The organism is Shewanella psychropiezotolerans, assembly GCF_007197555.1.
GTDB classification, from domain to species: Bacteria; Pseudomonadota; Gammaproteobacteria; order Enterobacterales; family Shewanellaceae; genus Shewanella; species Shewanella psychropiezotolerans.
The window spans coordinates 2,239,367-2,257,094 of the sequence record NZ_CP041614.1 but is presented as its reverse complement, the minus strand read 5'-3'; the positions used below and the strand labels follow the sequence as shown (position 1 = coordinate 2,257,094).

Genomic DNA, 17,728 nt, shown 5'->3' with positions numbered 1-17,728 from the left:
CTTTAGCCGGGAGGAACTTATCAAAATGGTCTAAATACATATCCCAAGCCTCGGGGCTGAAGCGCCCTCCTACAAACATGTAAACCTATGTAGGACCGGCTTTAGCCGGGAGGAAGCTACAAAATGGCCAAGAGACTTATCCAAGACTCGGGGCTAAAGCACCCTCCTACAAGATACAAACCTATGTAGGACCGGCTTTAGCCGGGAGGAAGCTATCAGATGGCCAAGAGACCTATCCCAAGCCTCGGGGCTGAAGCACCCTCCTACAAACATGCAAACCTACAGAGAGAAGCTCTTTCGTACATAAACTCTTCTATATGCAACCAGCATTAACAAGCAGAAAATAGCCCAGGCCTGCATACTACCGCTACTGCTTTCACTATTGTTCTTCCCCTGAACATCTAACACGAGCTCAACCGTGTCATTGTTTTCATTGGTATCAAACTCAAGTCGTTTAACGGTCGCGATAATTGAAAACTCACCAACAGATTTAGGTGTGATCCAGAACTCAATTTCTTTACGAGTTCCGCCTGCAAGCTCTCCTAAGCTACAAACATACTTGCCATCTTGACCAATACAATTACCAGGTATATTAGAAGATTCAAAACGACTTCCAACACTGATTGATACGCTGACTTCTGTAGCCATTGCTTCAGAGAGGTTACTGATACTGAATGTTACAGGCGATGCTACATCAATCTGAGGGAAGTTAGGTCCATCAGCAAAAATCGAAACATCTGTTTCTTGCAAACCAAAACCACCATCTAGACTCAAATACCAAAGAAACACACCAGTTTGTCCATCAAAGGTAATAATGTCCAAGTCGCCATCATTATCGATATCCAATAATACTAACTGAGCGAGTTCATCAGTTACAATCACAGCATCATCAACACGGATGTCATTCAGACTATAATAATGCCAAATACTCACGCCCTGAGGCATGATAAACAAGATCTCATTAACACCATCATCATTCAGATCTGATACTAACACCTCATCCGCATCAGGAAACTCGACATCACTAATCATAAAGTCAGTTTCAAACACATTAATTATGAGCTTCCATCCAGTGTCTCCATAGATAAAGGCGTCAGAAATACCATCACTATCGACATCAGTAACTGCCATCATCTCAATAGGTTGGGTAATACTAGGAACTGTGACAGATGTCCATTGCGTCTCATCCATATTGACTAACACTGGCGTACTCATATCACCGGCAACAAGTAAGCGGAGACCTTCGCTACTTTCAACGATACTTAAAGATGTCACCCCCGTATCCACGATTAGAGCTGGAGCTTTGTCACTATCTGCAACTTTAGCTGTTGAGTTATCTGAGCTATTTTTTTCACCTAAAACACTCAAATGACTTGAGCTGTTTTGCTGCGCAAGCTCAAATACATTAATGACACTAACCGTCATCTCATCTGTACCAACATGCGAGTACACAGCAATATCAACTTGAGCTAAGCCAGCAAGAATAACCTCAACCGATGAATCATTGTCCAAATCCGCCACTAATATGAAGTCGGCGCTTACAGCATCGAGTACCACACTTGATTGCACTTGTAGTTGCTCGCCTAGCAGATAAACAACACTGTTTGCATCACTTCCACCTGCGGTAATGAGGTCAAGATTACCGTCACTGTCTACATCAGCCACCAGTATAGATTTAACCTCTTGGCTCATCGCTAAACTCGTAGAGGGATTAAGTTGACCATTGCCATCATTAATTAACACTGATGTCATCATAGTGTTAGCATCATAACTAAGCAGATCGACGAAAGTATCTCCATCAATATCCACTGCGAAGCCGACACTAGACGGGCTACTTATCAGCGACTCGCCAGGAAGTATTGACAGCACATTGGCGAGTAGCAATTGAGCATTGTCATCAACTACGGCTCCGTCTAAATTACCACCAGAAATCACCACCTCTGCAGAAGTAAACCCAGAATCAACATCATCGACAGTTAACGCTATAAGCGTGCTAGCAACATCCCCAGCTTTAATAGCAGAGCCTAACTGACAGCTTAGGGTATTAGACTCAGTTTCAATACAAACAGCTGGCAGTGTTTCTATGGTTAAACTGCCATTAATGGCAATATCAAAAATGATATCCTCAGCAGAAGCTAACCCAAGATTAGTTAACTCTAAGACTAAACTGACCGTTTGTTCAGCCGTTGCTGGTGCGGGAGTGAAATAGAAGTTCGAAGAGATTTCAGTTTTCTCAGGCGGTATAACACTAAGGACAAACTCTTGTAAAACAGGTGACTCTGTATCACCATCACTAAGTGCAATAACCACATTAAGCAGATCACCTAATGCATCCTCTGGAGCTGTCCCCTGGAGAACCCAGCCACTGTCGATACTCAACCATTCAGGACCACTCAGCAACTCGAAGCTAATTGAATAAGTAGAGTCTATATCAGTAGCAGACAAAGGATATGAGTATAAAGCCCCAACAACAACTTCGACAATGGGTGATGAGCTAAACACTGGCGCATCATTTATATTGATGACTTCGAGGTTAAAAGTCGCTAGCGATGCTGATAAATTGCCATCAAAAACTGATATAACAATACCAGTAGTCACTCCAACATCAGCATTAGCAGGTGTGCCTGAAAGGCTACCATCTACAGAGCTAAAAGTTGCCCAGTCAGGTTTATTTACAATACTAAATGAAAGAGTATCTGCAACATCAGCATCACTAAAGGTAGGAGAGAAGCTATACAATGAGTCTTCATCTACCGATGTCAATGCCACACCAGAAATGACCGGTGTATCATTAAAGTCATAAACAACGGCATAACGTGTTGCCACTATATTGCCATTACCGGAAAGGTCGACCGCAGCACCTTGAGCAATATCCAAACTGACACTCGCTTGCGCCACAGGGGTAACCAGAACAGAATAATTTGCAGCATCTATCACAGTGAAACTACTCAACCCCGCATTAGTTGCAATGATATCCCCGATGTCAAAATCTGTGACATTTTCACTAAAACCGATAGTGGCAGTAAATGCTGTAGTAGTCGTACCCGATGGACCACTAATGGTTACTGTCGGCTGAACATCATCATAATTGATACTCAACGTATTTGATTGCGTATTTCCATTACCTGCACTGTCCGTTGCTACACCAGCAGCAACTTCCACAGAAACACTTGTCTCCCCCATTACATCAACTTGAACAGTATAACTAGCCGCATTCACAGTTTGAAAATCAGATAATGTCCCATTAATAACCGTAATATCATCAACAGTAAAACCCGACATACTTTCATCAAAGTTGATATTCACAACAAATGAATTGACTTGAGGGCTAGAAGGGCCTGTCACTGTAACCGTTGGCTGAATTACATCGACTGCAAAAATATTACTGGGTCCTGCTGCAGGTGATAAATTAGTACTAAAACGAGCCGTTCCTGCAGCAATAGTGATACCCAAGGAGCCTTCACCACTAAGGTTAGTTAAACTGACCGTCGCAGTACTCATATCACCATTGACAATAGTGATGTCCGCATTAGCACTACCTGTTTTATTAAGCGTGATATCAGCAGCAGTTAAATTGACCTGCTCTACATCAAAGTAACTCACCGTATAAGTCACTGGCCCAGAATTGGCTAATGATGATGAAGGTGCACTAATAGCTAAACTAGGAGTTGGGACTAATGGAGTCGTTTGGTATTCAAACTCGACGTCAACAGCCGCCGTATTCGTCACACTTGCATCCAGAGCATCAATTGCAACGCCTGCCGCAACCGATAAAGTCACCACCCCATCGGCAATTGGAGTAACAACGACACTATAGCTACTCGCTGAACCGCTAAATCCAGATAACGTCCCGTTGATAACGGTAATGTCCGATTGAATAAAATCAGTCACGTTATCGGAAAAGTTGATAGTCATGTTGACAGAGGTATTTGATGTAGGACTAGTAACATCAACGCTTGAAGCAACAGTGATCTCGTTAACACTGATGTTATCTATGGCGGGGCTAATAAACACAACCCCACCTATGGTTGCCATTAAAGTACTGGAGGCTGTGGTGTAAGAATTAGCTAAAGTCCCTGCAGGGAAATGTACCGTTACCGTTAAAGCACATTGGGAGCCAGCACTCACTTCAACGTCTGACACCGATAACATAGTCGTACCAGCGGCAGAACTTGAAGCACCACAAAAATTAGACTGAGCAATAGAAGTGACACTTGCACCGATATTAAGCTTTGAAAAATCTTCAGAAAAACTTATAACTGTAGCGTCGCCAGCTCCCACTGCGTTGGTTATCAGGTAAGTAAGGTCGACATCTGCACCACTTGCACCCACTCTGATTGATTCAACAGACACAGAGTTAATATTAAAGCTTTTACTAAAACTCACACCGCTGACACTCAAGTCGGCACTGTTTATACTGTTGCTGACGCTATTGCCATTAACTTGAGCACTGATAACTGAGCTTGTAAGAGTGACATCCCCAACAGTATCTGCTGGTAACCGTATCGAAACCGAAAACTCACAAGTTTCAGCCGCAGCCAGTATTCCTCCTGTAAACGTAACCAGCCCAGTCCCACTGATACTTGAACCCGAGCCACAGATATCCCCACTAGGTAGCCCTGTTGCAACCATGCCAGTCATTGCGGCATCAAGATCTAAAGTAAAACCAATATCAGTGGCAGAAGCGGAAGATGCAAAGTCATGATGGAGTGAGAAGTTTATAACGCCAGTGCTGCCAGGTAGAACCGTACCTTCGGCAAATGAAAAGCTCATTGAAGGGGCTGTATCTATGCTAATTGCAACATTTGCAGACGGTGATCCACTCGATATTAACTGTGAATTGATGGTCGATAATATAGTGCCTACAGACATATTATAACTGCCTGCAGCTAAACTGGTTGGCAAAGTTAGCACCATATCAAAAGTACAACTATCACCAGCGGCGAGGTCCGCACTGGTCACTACAACACCTTCAACAACAGGAGCATTGTCTTGAGCGAATATCAAATTGAAAGCCGAGCTCCCGCCACAGCTACCAGCCGCAGGTATCGTCGGAGACACTATCCCATCTATACCACTAATATCGGTTGTAAAACTAATATCACTAGCGGCATTAACAGTATCTAGGTTCGTTAGAACATGGCGTAAAGTAACCGTGTCGCCTGCAGTTAAAAATGGTTCAACAACACTAACGGTAAGACTCGGCGCATTCGACACCACCAGAGCATTGCTCACATCAGTGTAATTAGTTGTTGAGCCATTGAGTATTGCAGATATACCTGTAGCGGTATTCGTGTACGCCCCCTGAGCAGCATTCGCAGGAATAGTTACAGGAACAGAGAAACTACAACTTCCTTCGGTGGCAAGGCTTCCCCCTGTTAAAGTAATACTAGAAGAGCCTGAAATACTAGAACCCGAACCACAAACATCCGCAAGCGGCAAACCTGTAGCAACAAGACCAGTTAATGCGCTATCTAAATCGTCAGTAAAAGTAATATCAGTAGCAGCGAAGCTTCGATCAAAGTTGGTCACTGTAATATCAAGCGTACCAACTGCAGAACCTGGTACAACAGTTATTGGCGAAAAGCTTAAATTCAGAAATTCTCGTTGAACGTAAAAAGAGGCCCCCATCAAACCAGATGTAATTAAAGAAGGAGAAGTAACAAAGGCATCATTCCAAATAAGATCAAACGTACCTGGGGTATCGGCTAATATATCAATAGATGCGGTACATGAGGTTTCAGAGTTTAGCATTACCCCTGTAACTGTGATTGAATCATCACCAACTGGCTCATTAACGACTACCCCACTACAATCAGTGGTAAAGTTGGCTACAGGAGCAATGGTAATCCCTGCTGGTAGATTAATAGATGCCGTACCTCCAGCAATTAAGCTACCTGTATTTGAAAATGTATAATTGATAGTGTTAATCGCACCAACGGAAATCGTTGGTGCGGCAAGAGTTACACCAACAGTAAATAGAGTCGCATCTATATTTAGCGTGGTGGAAGAGTCTGAACCACTGCCTAGACTGGAAGTGAGCCCGGTAACAAGAGTTGCACCAGTAACTGTTCCTGTAATATTAAATGAAAAAATACAACTTGCACCAGCACCTAACCGATAGTTACTTGCTGTAAAAGTTGATTCCCCAGCATTGGCTGTAAAACTACCATCAGTACAACTAGTCCCCCCATCACTTGTCCTGCAATCTGTTGACTAGCTGGTAGACTCGCTAAAAAACCAATATCTGATGCTGAGCTTGCTGAGGTATTCGTCAAGGTATAAGTCAGCGTACTGACATGACCCGATGCGATTGGCGTCGTGTTAAACGTGCCCACTAAAGTTAAATCGGTACCTGCAGCACTTGCAAATTTTGCGACCAACAATAATGAGATATAAAAAACTGCATTAACAGCCCTTAAAAGACACTTCTTCTGCCAGGAGGTGTTTTTCATTGTAATTCCTTTTATAAATCTCTTATTAGCGCAATAAAAGAACGCAACTCAAATATAAGAACAAATATCAACAAACATAATGATAACACTTGGTTCAATTATTGTTATCCCCCTTTTTAATTAATATTGCCAGCATTCAATACAAAACACCCTCTATCAGGCAGAAAGAGAACACGAAAAATACACACTCACATCAATAAGTTACAGCGCAGCCGACAGCCATTAATTAGTATGACAAGCAACAACAACCTGATCATTTGTTAGCCAAACAACTATAAGTGGTCAAACCTTTGACGCGAAAGCATAGTTTTTTATTGCCTATTGTTACCATTAGGTTAAAATTAACTCATTATTTTAATATGCAGGTAAAAATATGATAAACGCATATAAAAAACCTATTTTAATTGCCCTTTGTCTTTCAACTTCCCTTAGCCTTTCAAGCTTTGCTATTGCAGCAAAACCTATAGTTGCGAGCGGTTCTCAATTAGAAATTAGTGCTTTGAGCAGTGAGAATAAATTTGATGAAGCCACGGTAACCATTACAGGCCCTGATGGGTTTGAAAAGCAGATGAAAGTGAGTGCTAACAATACCGAGCTCGACATAGAACAGCTCGGCATAATCAAAGATGGCAACTACAGCTATCAAATTGAATATAGTCAGCTAGGCGATGTAGAGATAGTGAATGATCGTAAAACAGGTAGGCAGGGAGCAACCAGACACTTAGGTAAAGTAGAGACTAAATCTGGATACTTCAATGTCAAAGACAGTGAATTTGTCCAAGAAACCTATGATGAAGGAGAGCAGGGGCAGGAATCTAAAGTTGAGCAGATGCTTGAGCAAATAATTGATAAGAATAATTTTGAAATTGTGAACGAGCACTTAGCCAAGTAAGTAGGCTATTCCTTACTGACTTAGAATCGCAAGGGTAATAATAATGAATAAGAATATGAGTATTAGCATTAGCACTAAAAAAGCATTAACAGTGCTTCCTCTTAGCTTGGCGTTCTCACTGGCAATGACTGCAACGGCACATGCCGATCAAGTCATTCTTGATGACCTGATTGTCGATGGTAGCGCTTGTATAGGATTTGACTGTGTAAATGGTGAATCATTCGGCTTCGATACTCTACGCCTTAAAGAAAACAACTTACGTATCAAGTTCCAGGATACCAGTAGCTCCTCTAGCTTCCCGTCCAACGATTGGCAAATAACGGTCAATGATAGCTCTAATGGTGGGGCAAACAAGTTTTCAATTGACGATATAGATAGTGGAAAAACCCCTTTTACCATTGAAGCTGGCGCACCGAACCATTCACTGTTCGTCGATGACGGCGGACGACTAGGCTTAGGAACAAGCACGCCCGTTGTTGATATACACATCAAGTCTGGCAACACCCCTACCCTACGCCTAGAACAAGACGGCAGTTCAGGCTTTACCCCGCAAACCTGGGATGTAGCAGGTAACGAAGCTAACTTCTTCGTCCGTGATGCTACCAATGGCAGTAAGTTGGTTTTCAGAATACAACCAAGCGCGCCCTCAAATAGTATATTTGTAGCAAGTGATGGAGATATTGGTTTAGGTGATGCGACGCCAGATGCAGCTCTAGATATTGAATCAGGAGATCTGATGCTCACAGATGGTCAAGTCACAATTAGAAAAACAAATGACCCTAAGATATTATTCAATGAAAATGATGTAGTTGATCAACAATGGGAAATTGGAATTAAAGATATTTACGGAAATGGCTTAGCACTATTAAACAATTCTCCAAGTAAAACGTTTTTAGGGATGGTTATCCAGCCTGATGGGGACATATATATCAATAACGGTACAGATATGAGCAATCAACTATGGAGTTGGCACTTAGATGCTACAACTGAAGCAATACATCAATCTGGAGATTTGTTTGTTGGAGGTGATATAACAGCACAAGGTACGATAAGCCCAGGTTCAAGTCGCACGACAAAAAACAATATTACTATGGTTGATGGCGATAAAATATTAAAATTGATTACTGACATTGACATCTACTCTTGGTCTTATATAAAAGATGCAGGTAAAGTCACTCATATTGGCCCAATGGCAGAAGAGTTCTACGAGTTATTTAATTATGGTGTGGACAATAAACACATATCTCCAACCGATACATCAGGTATTTCATTAGCAGCAATTAAAGCAATGATGAACAAGGTTGAATCTCAAAATGCAAAAATAGCAAAACTTGAAAATGTATTAATTGAGCTACAACTACAAAATAAACAACACTAATCAATTTGTTAAGCCAAAAGCGTTCTACAAGGAACGCTTTTGGGTGCTTAACTCCTGCCTTACCGTAAACGCCTGCATTGCGTGAGTGAGCCTGCGAACGTTCCGTTATCGGTGAGCGCAGCGTTCCGTGAGTGAGCCTGCGAAGCGTTCACCTTACCCTTTCATTCATTGCTTTCTTTAACGCTTTACTGAACTTTATAGCACCGGGCAAGGCTAAATGGTCATCGTCATAAAAGTAATCGTTACTACCATCTTCCATTTCACCATAAAATAAATCATGAAAATCATACACATCAATATTTGAATGCTCAGCCAACAAATCCAACAACTCTTGATGCTCAGGGATCCACAGCTGAATTCTATCATCTTGATAGTATTCGCGAGTAAGTGGAGGTACTACCAATACCAACCGACCTTCGACTTTTCCTAGCCTAAGCCTATCGGCCAACACTAATAACCGCTCAACATTACGTATAGGCAATTTAGCATCAGACATTACGGAGGATTCGACGCTCAATTTATGACTTACAACAGTAGAATCTGCATACTCGGCTAAACAGCTGGGGACCATTTTTTTTAATCGATAAACTCCAAGTAATAATTCATCCTCCTTAACATCGGCACTAACAGGCACAAGGCAGGACTTGTCATTTTCCATCACCTGTTTTGATACAAAATTAGATAAGTCTAACCATGAAATAAGCCTTTGTTTAACTTCAATAACAGGGATTATCCTCGAAGCCCAAAGACGAATGCTTGCCATTGGATCATATGAAAAAAATTCGTGGGACAAGGGTAGATTTTTGATAATAAGAAAGCGGCGACTTAGCATATCATTTGCTATATAACGCTGAGATATATGCAAACTACCCGGAGATACAGGCACGAATATGGTATTTATGTTGACAGCATGCTCCAATATCACGCCAGCTTTAAACACCACCTCTTCGATGTCACCGCTGCCATCATGAAAATTGACCCCTTTAACCCCTAACGATGGGAAGTGAAACCCAACGCTATGAGAAGATCCTAATGCTAACGCAGTGAACCCATCTTTTTCCTCATTAAATAATGACAGTTTGTCCATCACTCTGTCATCACTTGGAAGCAAGCAAAGCATTCCATTAACAGCTGAAAAAATTAAAACAAATACTAATGTTGCCCTCAGAAAAAACAAGGCAAAATATCTAAAATTCAAAGTAGATGAAGGGTTCATGTTCGAAGCTCCCTAAAAAAAAGATACTCGACACTATCAATAACGATAATCCCCAACGTTTATAAGATGTCAAAACGGTTACTTCCTCGATAAAATCGAGCTGTTTAAACTCATTATAGAAACTATATAAAAATAACGAAACAAGCCCTAAAGAAGCTTTAACCAACATTAACTTGCCCTTAATGACTAGCAGTTGAAAAAAGCCAAATGAATTAAACGGTATCAACATACTATTAAGCACGCTAAAGAGTAATGAAGTATCTTGAATATAAAACATTGGCGCACTAAACATTAATACGATGGCTAAACACTTGAATCAGTCACTCGACCGCCACATAATGCATTGATAAATTTACTTATTGGGTTCCATAGCACCATAACCAAACCATGAAACAAACCAAAAATAATAAAATTACCATGAAACAAACCAAAAATAATAAAATTCCAACTGGCTCCGTGCCAGAGCCCAATAATCATCAGTGTGATAATGGTCACAACAGAGCGGAGCGGTTCAGTGGAATAACGCCTGAGAAGGGGGATTTGGATATAGTCCCCAACCCAACGAGTTAAGCTAATATGCCAACGTTGCCAAAACCCTCTAAGATTAGTTGCAAACAAAGGTCTTCTAAAATTCAGCGTCAGCTTAACACCAAATAGCAGGCCTACACCCCGTGCGATCTCAGAATAGGCCATAAAATCACAGTAAATCTTTAGTATAACCAAAGCACCTATAAGCCAATAAATCCAAGATGAGAAGTGCGCTTCACCAAAGTAAACCGAATTAATGCTAGCAGTTAAATTGTCAGCAATAACAAGCTTGATAAAAAAACCCCAGACAATGAGCAACAAACCATAGCGAAATTGATACAGGGTCGGCAGTGACAAGGATTTTAGCTGAGGTAATAGCGCTCGACTGCGCTCAATCGGACCAGCTACCAATTGAGGGAAGAAGCTAACATATAAACAAAAAATACCTAAGTGTCTCTCCGGTTTTATCTTCCCTAAATAGACATCGAAGGTATAACTTAGCGTTTGTAACGTATAAAAAGATAAACCCAAGGGCAATAGTAGGTTATACAGTTCAAAATCAACACTAAGTAGTGAACTCACATTACTGCCGATAAAATCCCAATATTTAAAGCCAAACAAGATACCTAGGTTAACTAGCAAACTTATATACAAATAAGGCCTTCGAGCAAACTTCCTTTCCTTTTCTCCCATTTTTAAGGCGAAGAAATAATCAATAAATGAAGAAGCAAACAGAAGAGGAATATATCGCCAATCCCAGTACGCATAAAATGTATAACTAGCTAGTAACATTAATACCCAACGATAACGCTGAGGCATCAAGCAGTAGCAGATAAAAATCAAGGGTAAAAAAAGTAAAAAAACAAGCGATACGAAAGACAACTGCAGTCACCACACTTAATAAGCTTACAAAATAGGCATTATTACCAAACACCTTCAAGACAAGTTACCAGATCAGCAACAAGTATGCATACAAATTTCCAACAAAACAGATCGAATCCGATGAGTGTTGCGCCCATCCCCAAGCAATTAGCATAGAATAGCTTTCGCTTTACCTCATCAAAGCCTCGGGCCTAAAGACCCTCTTACATCTAAAGACCCTCCTCCAAACCCCAAATAGCAAAAAGCCCGCCCTAAATAAATAGAGGCGGGCATCAGTGTTCATGTGGCCGAAGGCCATACCGTAAGCGCAGCGTTCTGTAGTCGCTTGCGACGTTCGTCTTACCTGTAGGAGCGGCTTTAGCCGCGAGAGAACATATCATCAAAGCATCCGCCCTAAATGAATAGAGCGCAGCGTTCATGTGGCCGAAGGCCATACCGTAAGCGCAGCGTTCTGTAGTCGCTTGCGACGTTCGTCTTACCTGTAGGAGCGGCTTTAGCCGCGAAAGAACACCTTGTAGGAGCAGCTTTAGCCACGAGAGAGCACATCACTAAAGCCTCGGGCCTAAAGCCCCCCTCTTCCACCACCAGAACCCCAAATAACAAAAAGCCCGCCCTAAATAAATAGAGGCGGGCATCAGTGTTTATCTTTTACTTACAACTTATAGCTTATAGCTTAAAACTCAAAACTCAACTCAGTCTTTCGCAAAATTTGCTCCAACTGCGCTCTAAAATCTGTACCTAACTTTTCGTTTCTAAGCCCATACTCAACAAACGCAGTCATATAGCCAAGTTTGTCACCACAATCATGGGACTTACCTGTCATGTGAAACGCTTCTACGGTATCTGATTCAATCAACATATCGATAGCATCTGTTAGTTGAATCTCATCCCCGGCCCCAGCAGGTGTTCTTGCCAGGAGATCCCAGATTTTATCAGATAAAACATAACGGCCAACAACAGCAAAATTAGATGGTGCCTCATCCAGCGTAGGTTTTTCAACCATCTTAGAGATAGCCGTTGACTCACCAGCACATAAACCAACACCATCACAATCGGCAATACCATACATGCTGACATCTTCATGGGCACAGGTGAAACCATGATCTGACTAGCCAAAGTAGATTTGTAACGACCAATCATGGCCGCTAAATTTTCACTGGTTTGATTAGCCGTATATTCATCTAAAATCACATCGGGCAAAACTACAGCAAAGGATTATTACCAATACAAGGCTTAGCACACAAGACCGCATGTCCCAATCCTTTAGCTTCGCCTTGACGCACATGCATTATGGTCACGTCTTTAGGGCAAATAGCCTGTACTTCTTCCAGTAACTGACGCTTGACCCGCTTCTCTAGTGTTGACTCTAGCTCATAAGAAGTATCAAAATGATTCTCGATAGCATTTTTACTGGCATGAGTTACCAATACAATTTCTTTAACCCCAGCTTTAACACATTCATCAAACTATATTGAATTAAGGGCTTATCGACTAAAGGCAACATCTCTTTCGGAATAGCTTTGGTAGCAGGTAGCATACGCGTACCAAGCCCAGCTACAGGAATAATGGCTTTCATTTAAAACCTTAATAAAAACTTAACCTATCAAAATAGCCATTGTAATAAACAAAAATAAAAGTTAGTCGCTACCAAACAGATCGCGAGTATAGACCTTATCTGATACATCCTTGAGCTCTTCAACCATACGGTTTGAAACGATCACATCAGACATCATCTTAAACTCTTCGAGGTTTTTTATGACTTTTGAATGATAAAATTCAGGTTCATCTAACACCGGCTCGTAAACCACAACTTCGATACCTTTAGCCTTAATCCGTTTCATTATCCCTTGAATAGATGAAGATCTGAAGTTATCTGAACCACTTTTCATGATTAAACGATAGATTCCAACTCTAGACGGGTTTCTCTTTAGAATAGAATCTGAAATAAAATCTTTACGAGTAGTATTTGCATCTACAATCGCACTAATTAAACAATTAGGTACGTCGGCATAATTTGCTCGTAATTGCTTCGTATCTTTCGGAAGACAATAACCACCATAGCCAAATGAAGGATTGTTATAGTGACTACCAATACGAGGATCTAAACAAACACCTTTTATTAATTGATTTGAATCCAGTCCATGCGACTCAGCATAGCTATCTAATTCATTAAAATAAGCGACACGCATTGCCAGATAAGTATTAGAAAATAGTTTAACCGCTTCAGCTTCAGTAGAATCAGTAAATAGAATTTCTACATCTTCTTTTACAGCAGCGTTAGCAAGTAAGTTAGCGAACACTTTAGCTCGTTCGGAGCGTTCACCAACAATTATACGTGAGGGGTGTAAATTGTCATATAATGCACGACCTTCACGTAAGAACTCAGGTGAAAAGATAATATTTTGTGTTTTAAATTTTTGTTTAATCGATTCAGTATATCCTACTGGCACAGTTGATTTAATAACCATTACTGCGCTTGGGTTAATTGTTAATACATCCTGAATTACAGATTCAACCGATGAAGTATTAAAATAGTTTGTAGCAGAATCATAATCTGTTGGTGTAGCTATAATCACGAAGTCTGCATCATGATAGGCAAAATTTTTATCAAGCGTTGCAGTTAAATTTAGTTTATGATTAGCTAAATAATCTTCTATCTCTACGTCAGCTATGGGTGAACGCCCTTGATTAATCATCTCTATTTTTCTAGAAACAATATCAACCGCGATGACTTCATTATGTTGCGATAATAATACCGCATTAGACAAACCTACATACCCTGTCCCAGCAATAGCTATTTTCATAAAACCTCTTACTTCCTACTCTTCATATAACCTTTACAAGCGTAAACAAAAAAAGTTATTGACGATCTAAAAAAACTTAGGCCAACAATCTTGCGATAAAATTCCCACTGATAACTCAAGACTTTTAATTTATTTTGAGTCATACCGCTGTCAGTTCTATACATAGCTAACACCTCATCTAGACAGTACGCTTTATTGACAGATTTTAAAATTTCTAACCATAAGCCCATATCTTGCCTTTTTCTGATTAAAGGCATATATTTCTTCCCTATCTCACTGGTATCGTAAATAACAGTTAAGCATCCAATTTCATTACTAAAAAGTAATTTGTTGTAGTTTATCTCTTGAACAGGACTAATAACACCCGCAATGCCTTTAGAAGAGAACTTTTGATACGCAGTATAAGTAAAATAATAGTTTTTTTCTAACATGAAAGTGATTTGTTTTTCTAACTTTTTTGGCAACCAAAGATCGTCTGCATCTAGAAAGGCTATGAACCTTCCATTGGCTTTTGAAATGCAATTATTACGTGCTTTACCTGCGCCTCCATTTTCTAAGGAAGTATATAATTTAATTCTATGATCTACTTTAGCAATTTCTCTTACAATATTTACAGTATTATCAATAGATAAGTCATCTGTAATGATTAATTCCCAGTTTGAATAACTTTGCTTTAATACAGAGTTAATACTAGCTTCTATAGTTTCAGCTGAATTATATGAAGGCATAATTACAGAAACCAACTCACTACTATTATAGATGCTCATTATGCCCCTAGTTATGGTCTAACGAAAACTTTTTGATGTTTTTCAAAATAAATACTATGAAAATAAAAGAACCAAAAAAATGTCCAAATATATAGCGGAAAGCTATGAACCGGGACATGAGACTAGGAAATCCTCTAAGACTATTACCCGATGATTCGACTGGATGCTTACAAATAGTTTTATTAATGTGCGCACCAACTTTACCAGACTTTATAAACTTAGATAGATAAACTGGTTCATCGCAATTTGGATATTTAGAACCTGCACCTAGATCTAATGGGAATTTTATTCTCTTAGTTGCATCATTCAAACGAATCGCTATTTGAATAGTGCCGACGCCTAATATACTTCTTAGGTTATGAAAGGAATCACACAAAGGAGGTTTTAACAGGTCACCATCTGGTGATTCAATATTAAATGTAAGAAAATCACATTCGGGTAAATCTGAAAAAGACTTTAGCACCAACTCGAAAAAATCAGACTCTAGCGTAACATCATCATCTGTAAATAAAGCCATATCGCCAGTAGCAATATCTATTGCTTTGTTTCTACTAAAAGTAACGCCTACATTATTATCGAAGATTACCTTGATATCATTACGTTCGGAGAAGAAGTTTAGCTCATTGAATTTGAAAACTTCCTCATTATTCGCTCCCTGCACAATAACAATATATTCAACATTATTGTTAACCGGTAAGACCATACTATAAACACCATCTAGACGATTATACAAACAAGAAATCAATACACTTAACAACATACTCTCCTACTTAGCTAACAAATATAAAAATAAAAATATACTATGAAAAAACTTCCCCTGCATTAATAATCGACTACATAATTTTAAATTAAGAATATAATCTTTGTTTTGTTTCCGGCTAAACAACATATATTCAGCTTCAGAATAGTCGTTAACAAATGAACAATAACTAACTAGTAAACCAATTGATTTACTCGATTGGCTGCTCGAATTCAAGCGGGAAATACTTGTAGGCAATACTCTATAATTGAACATTAAATCTCTTAAATTACCAAACTTATAGCCTAATTGTCGACAACGTAACCATAATTCATAATCTTCACAATGATGGTGTTGTTCACTATAAAATAAATCCTTCCCGAGTATTTCACTATCAAACAATACAGAAGGATGACAAAAAGGGGAGCCTAAATCCATCATCCAAGAAATCAATCTGTGCTCAGTAGGTAATAATCGGTGTCCAATATCATTGTTCTTCATATCAACATAACGATATGAAGAGCCAATGATAGCCAACTTTTTAGATTTCATTTCAGCTAACTGTAGTTCTAACCTATGACATTCACAAATGTCATCAGCATCCATTCTTGCTATATACCGGTATTTAGATAAAGAAATTGCTTGATTCAGTGTAGCAACCAAGCCTCTATTCTCTCTTGAGATAATCACTATACGATCATCTAAATCAATATACTTTTTTAAAATTTTTAAGCTATTATCAGTTGAACCATCATCAATGCAGATCAACTCAAAATCGCGATATGTTTGACTTAATATACTACATATTGCCTCTTCTAAATACAACTCAGCATTAAATATAGGGAGGATTATTGAGATACTCATATCTTTACACCTTAAATAAGAGCAATCACTCTTATTTTTTAACCCATCCGTATGGACGAATATCATGGATAGTTTTGTTGAAAAAAGTTTGGTATGGAACGCTAGGGCTACGAGTTCCAACTTTTGAATTTGAATATAAAGAAATAATAAAGAGTGTAAATGTTAGAGCTATTAATAACAGTGTAAATTGTTTTTTTCGTATCCTTGAACCAAAAGAAGGAACTAATAAAATAAGAAAAATCAAAAAGTAATAGCTTACTCTTGTAGCCGAAAAACCAATAGGCTGAAAAGTATTATATATACACGCCCCAATAATAAAGGTCACAAAATAAAAATCTGACTTTTTATTATTAATAAGACGTCTAAACATAATAAATAATAAAAACAAAAGAATTAATAGAGCTTGAAAAGACTTCCCTCCTTCTACCTTTACATCTAAGTAATGTGAGTAGAAAGGTAGTAAAGTATCAATTATATTTTGAGCTAATGGGAAAGCAAAAAATGAACTAGCAAAGAAAACAATCAAAAACACACTGGGAATTTTACGACCATATAAATAATACAAACAAACACACATAATAGCAGTGTAATGCAAAAGACTAGCGATAAATATGACAAATATAAAACTTAAAAGTTTCCGTTCAAAAATATATCTTATACTATACAAGACTAAAACCATTGCCGTAAATTGTTTAATAAAATTAAAAGACATAAGGAAGAAAAATGGAACCCCTATGAATATTAAAATTGAATACAGATAGTTTTCACTATGTTTATTCAAACTCAAATGTATAAAAAAATATATGACAGCGGATGTAACTATGAAGTAAAGCTGAGTAAAACCGATGTAATTTGAAAACTCAATTAATCCACCATGTAACAGACCAAATCTAATATATGTCATATCATGAGGTTGAAAGAGTTCAATTGAATTGTAATATGATAAGAAATCAAACCCAACATCAAACCTAGCTGCTGAAACAACAAATAAAGTTATAGCAATAAATTCGTTTTTATTCTTTAACTTTGACAAACCGAGTAACATAACAATAAGGAAAAGTAAAATATAGAAAAACATTTATAATCCAATAAGGGTAATTCATATGATAACAAAGGCAACTCAAGTAATTTGTAACGTACACGCTAGTAGTTTTAATAAAAACAAACATTATCACCAACTAGAATGAAAACTGAACGTTCCTG

14 protein-coding genes are annotated in these 17,728 nt (G+C 38.9%); 2 read left to right on the top strand and 12 right to left on the bottom strand.

Annotated features, from left to right (window positions below; genetic code table 11):
* Nucleotides 1–279: 279 nt before the first annotated feature.
* Both FM037_RS10045 and FM037_RS10040 read right to left on the bottom strand, forming a co-directional pair.
* Nucleotides 280–5,946 (bottom strand): Ig-like domain-containing protein, encoded by a 5,667-nt coding sequence (locus tag FM037_RS10045; RefSeq protein ID WP_456114960.1) that lies wholly within the window; start codon nt 5,944–5,946, stop codon nt 280–282.
* 167 nt (nt 5,947–6,113) lie between these two features.
* Nucleotides 6,114–6,455, bottom strand: coding sequence for a hypothetical protein (locus FM037_RS10040; RefSeq protein ID WP_144045892.1), 342 nt, complete (start codon nt 6,453–6,455; stop codon nt 6,114–6,116).
* Nucleotides 6,456–6,828: 373 nt separating this feature from the next.
* Here FM037_RS10040 and FM037_RS10035 point away from each other — a divergent pair, with 373 nt between their 5' ends.
* The gene (locus FM037_RS10035; protein ID WP_221937497.1) at nt 6,829–7,347 is read left to right on the top strand and encodes a hypothetical protein; all 519 of its coding nucleotides are present in this window, start codon (nt 6,829–6,831) and stop codon (nt 7,345–7,347) included.
* Between the two features lie 43 nt (nt 7,348–7,390).
* Nucleotides 7,391–8,725 (top strand): tail fiber domain-containing protein, encoded by a 1,335-nt coding sequence (locus tag FM037_RS10030; RefSeq protein ID WP_144045890.1) that lies wholly within the window; start codon nt 7,391–7,393, stop codon nt 8,723–8,725.
* Nucleotides 8,726–8,873: 148 nt separating this feature from the next.
* On the opposite strand, the gene FM037_RS10025 is transcribed toward FM037_RS10030, so the two are convergent.
* The 10 genes from FM037_RS10025 to FM037_RS09990 form a co-directional block, all read right to left on the bottom strand.
* A complete protein-coding gene (locus FM037_RS10025) occupies nt 8,874–9,941 on the bottom strand; it encodes an SGNH/GDSL hydrolase family protein (RefSeq protein ID WP_144045889.1) in 1,068 nt (355 codons plus the stop codon).
* Between the two features lie 303 nt (nt 9,942–10,244).
* Nucleotides 10,245–11,351 carry an MBOAT family O-acyltransferase gene (locus FM037_RS10020; protein WP_144045888.1) on the bottom strand — a complete coding sequence of 369 codons (1,107 nt, stop codon included), beginning with the start codon at nt 11,349–11,351 and terminating at the stop codon, nt 10,245–10,247.
* Between the two features lie 673 nt (nt 11,352–12,024).
* Complete coding sequence (locus FM037_RS29975; protein WP_267874876.1) at nt 12,025–12,420, bottom strand: sugar phosphate nucleotidyltransferase; 396 nt, start codon at nt 12,418–12,420, stop codon at nt 12,025–12,027.
* A gap of 133 nt (nt 12,421–12,553) precedes the next feature.
* Nucleotides 12,554–12,778, bottom strand: coding sequence for a glycosyltransferase family protein (locus FM037_RS29970; protein ID WP_267874875.1), 225 nt, complete (start codon nt 12,776–12,778; stop codon nt 12,554–12,556).
* Complete coding sequence (locus FM037_RS29965; RefSeq protein ID WP_267874874.1) at nt 12,772–12,927, bottom strand: sugar phosphate nucleotidyltransferase; 156 nt, start codon at nt 12,925–12,927, stop codon at nt 12,772–12,774. Before FM037_RS29965 ends, FM037_RS29970 begins: the two co-directional genes overlap by 7 nt.
* 61 nt (nt 12,928–12,988) lie before the next feature.
* A complete protein-coding gene (locus FM037_RS10010) occupies nt 12,989–14,155 on the bottom strand; it encodes a nucleotide sugar dehydrogenase (protein WP_144045887.1) in 1,167 nt (388 codons plus the stop codon).
* Nucleotides 14,156–14,163: 8 nt separating this feature from the next.
* Nucleotides 14,164–14,922 (bottom strand): glycosyltransferase, encoded by a 759-nt coding sequence (locus FM037_RS10005; RefSeq protein WP_144045886.1) that lies wholly within the window; start codon nt 14,920–14,922, stop codon nt 14,164–14,166.
* Nucleotides 14,923–14,929: 7 nt separating this feature from the next.
* Nucleotides 14,930–15,682, bottom strand: a complete 753-nt coding sequence (locus tag FM037_RS10000; RefSeq protein ID WP_229381140.1) for a glycosyltransferase family A protein — start codon at nt 15,680–15,682, stop codon at nt 14,930–14,932.
* A 6-nt stretch (nt 15,683–15,688) separates the two neighbouring features.
* Complete coding sequence (locus tag FM037_RS09995) at nt 15,689–16,525, bottom strand: glycosyltransferase family 2 protein (RefSeq protein ID WP_185976999.1); 837 nt, start codon at nt 16,523–16,525, stop codon at nt 15,689–15,691.
* 31 nt (nt 16,526–16,556) lie between these two features.
* Complete coding sequence (locus FM037_RS09990) at nt 16,557–17,603, bottom strand: EpsG family protein (RefSeq protein ID WP_144045884.1); 1,047 nt, start codon at nt 17,601–17,603, stop codon at nt 16,557–16,559.
* Nucleotides 17,604–17,728: the final 125 nt, after the last annotated feature.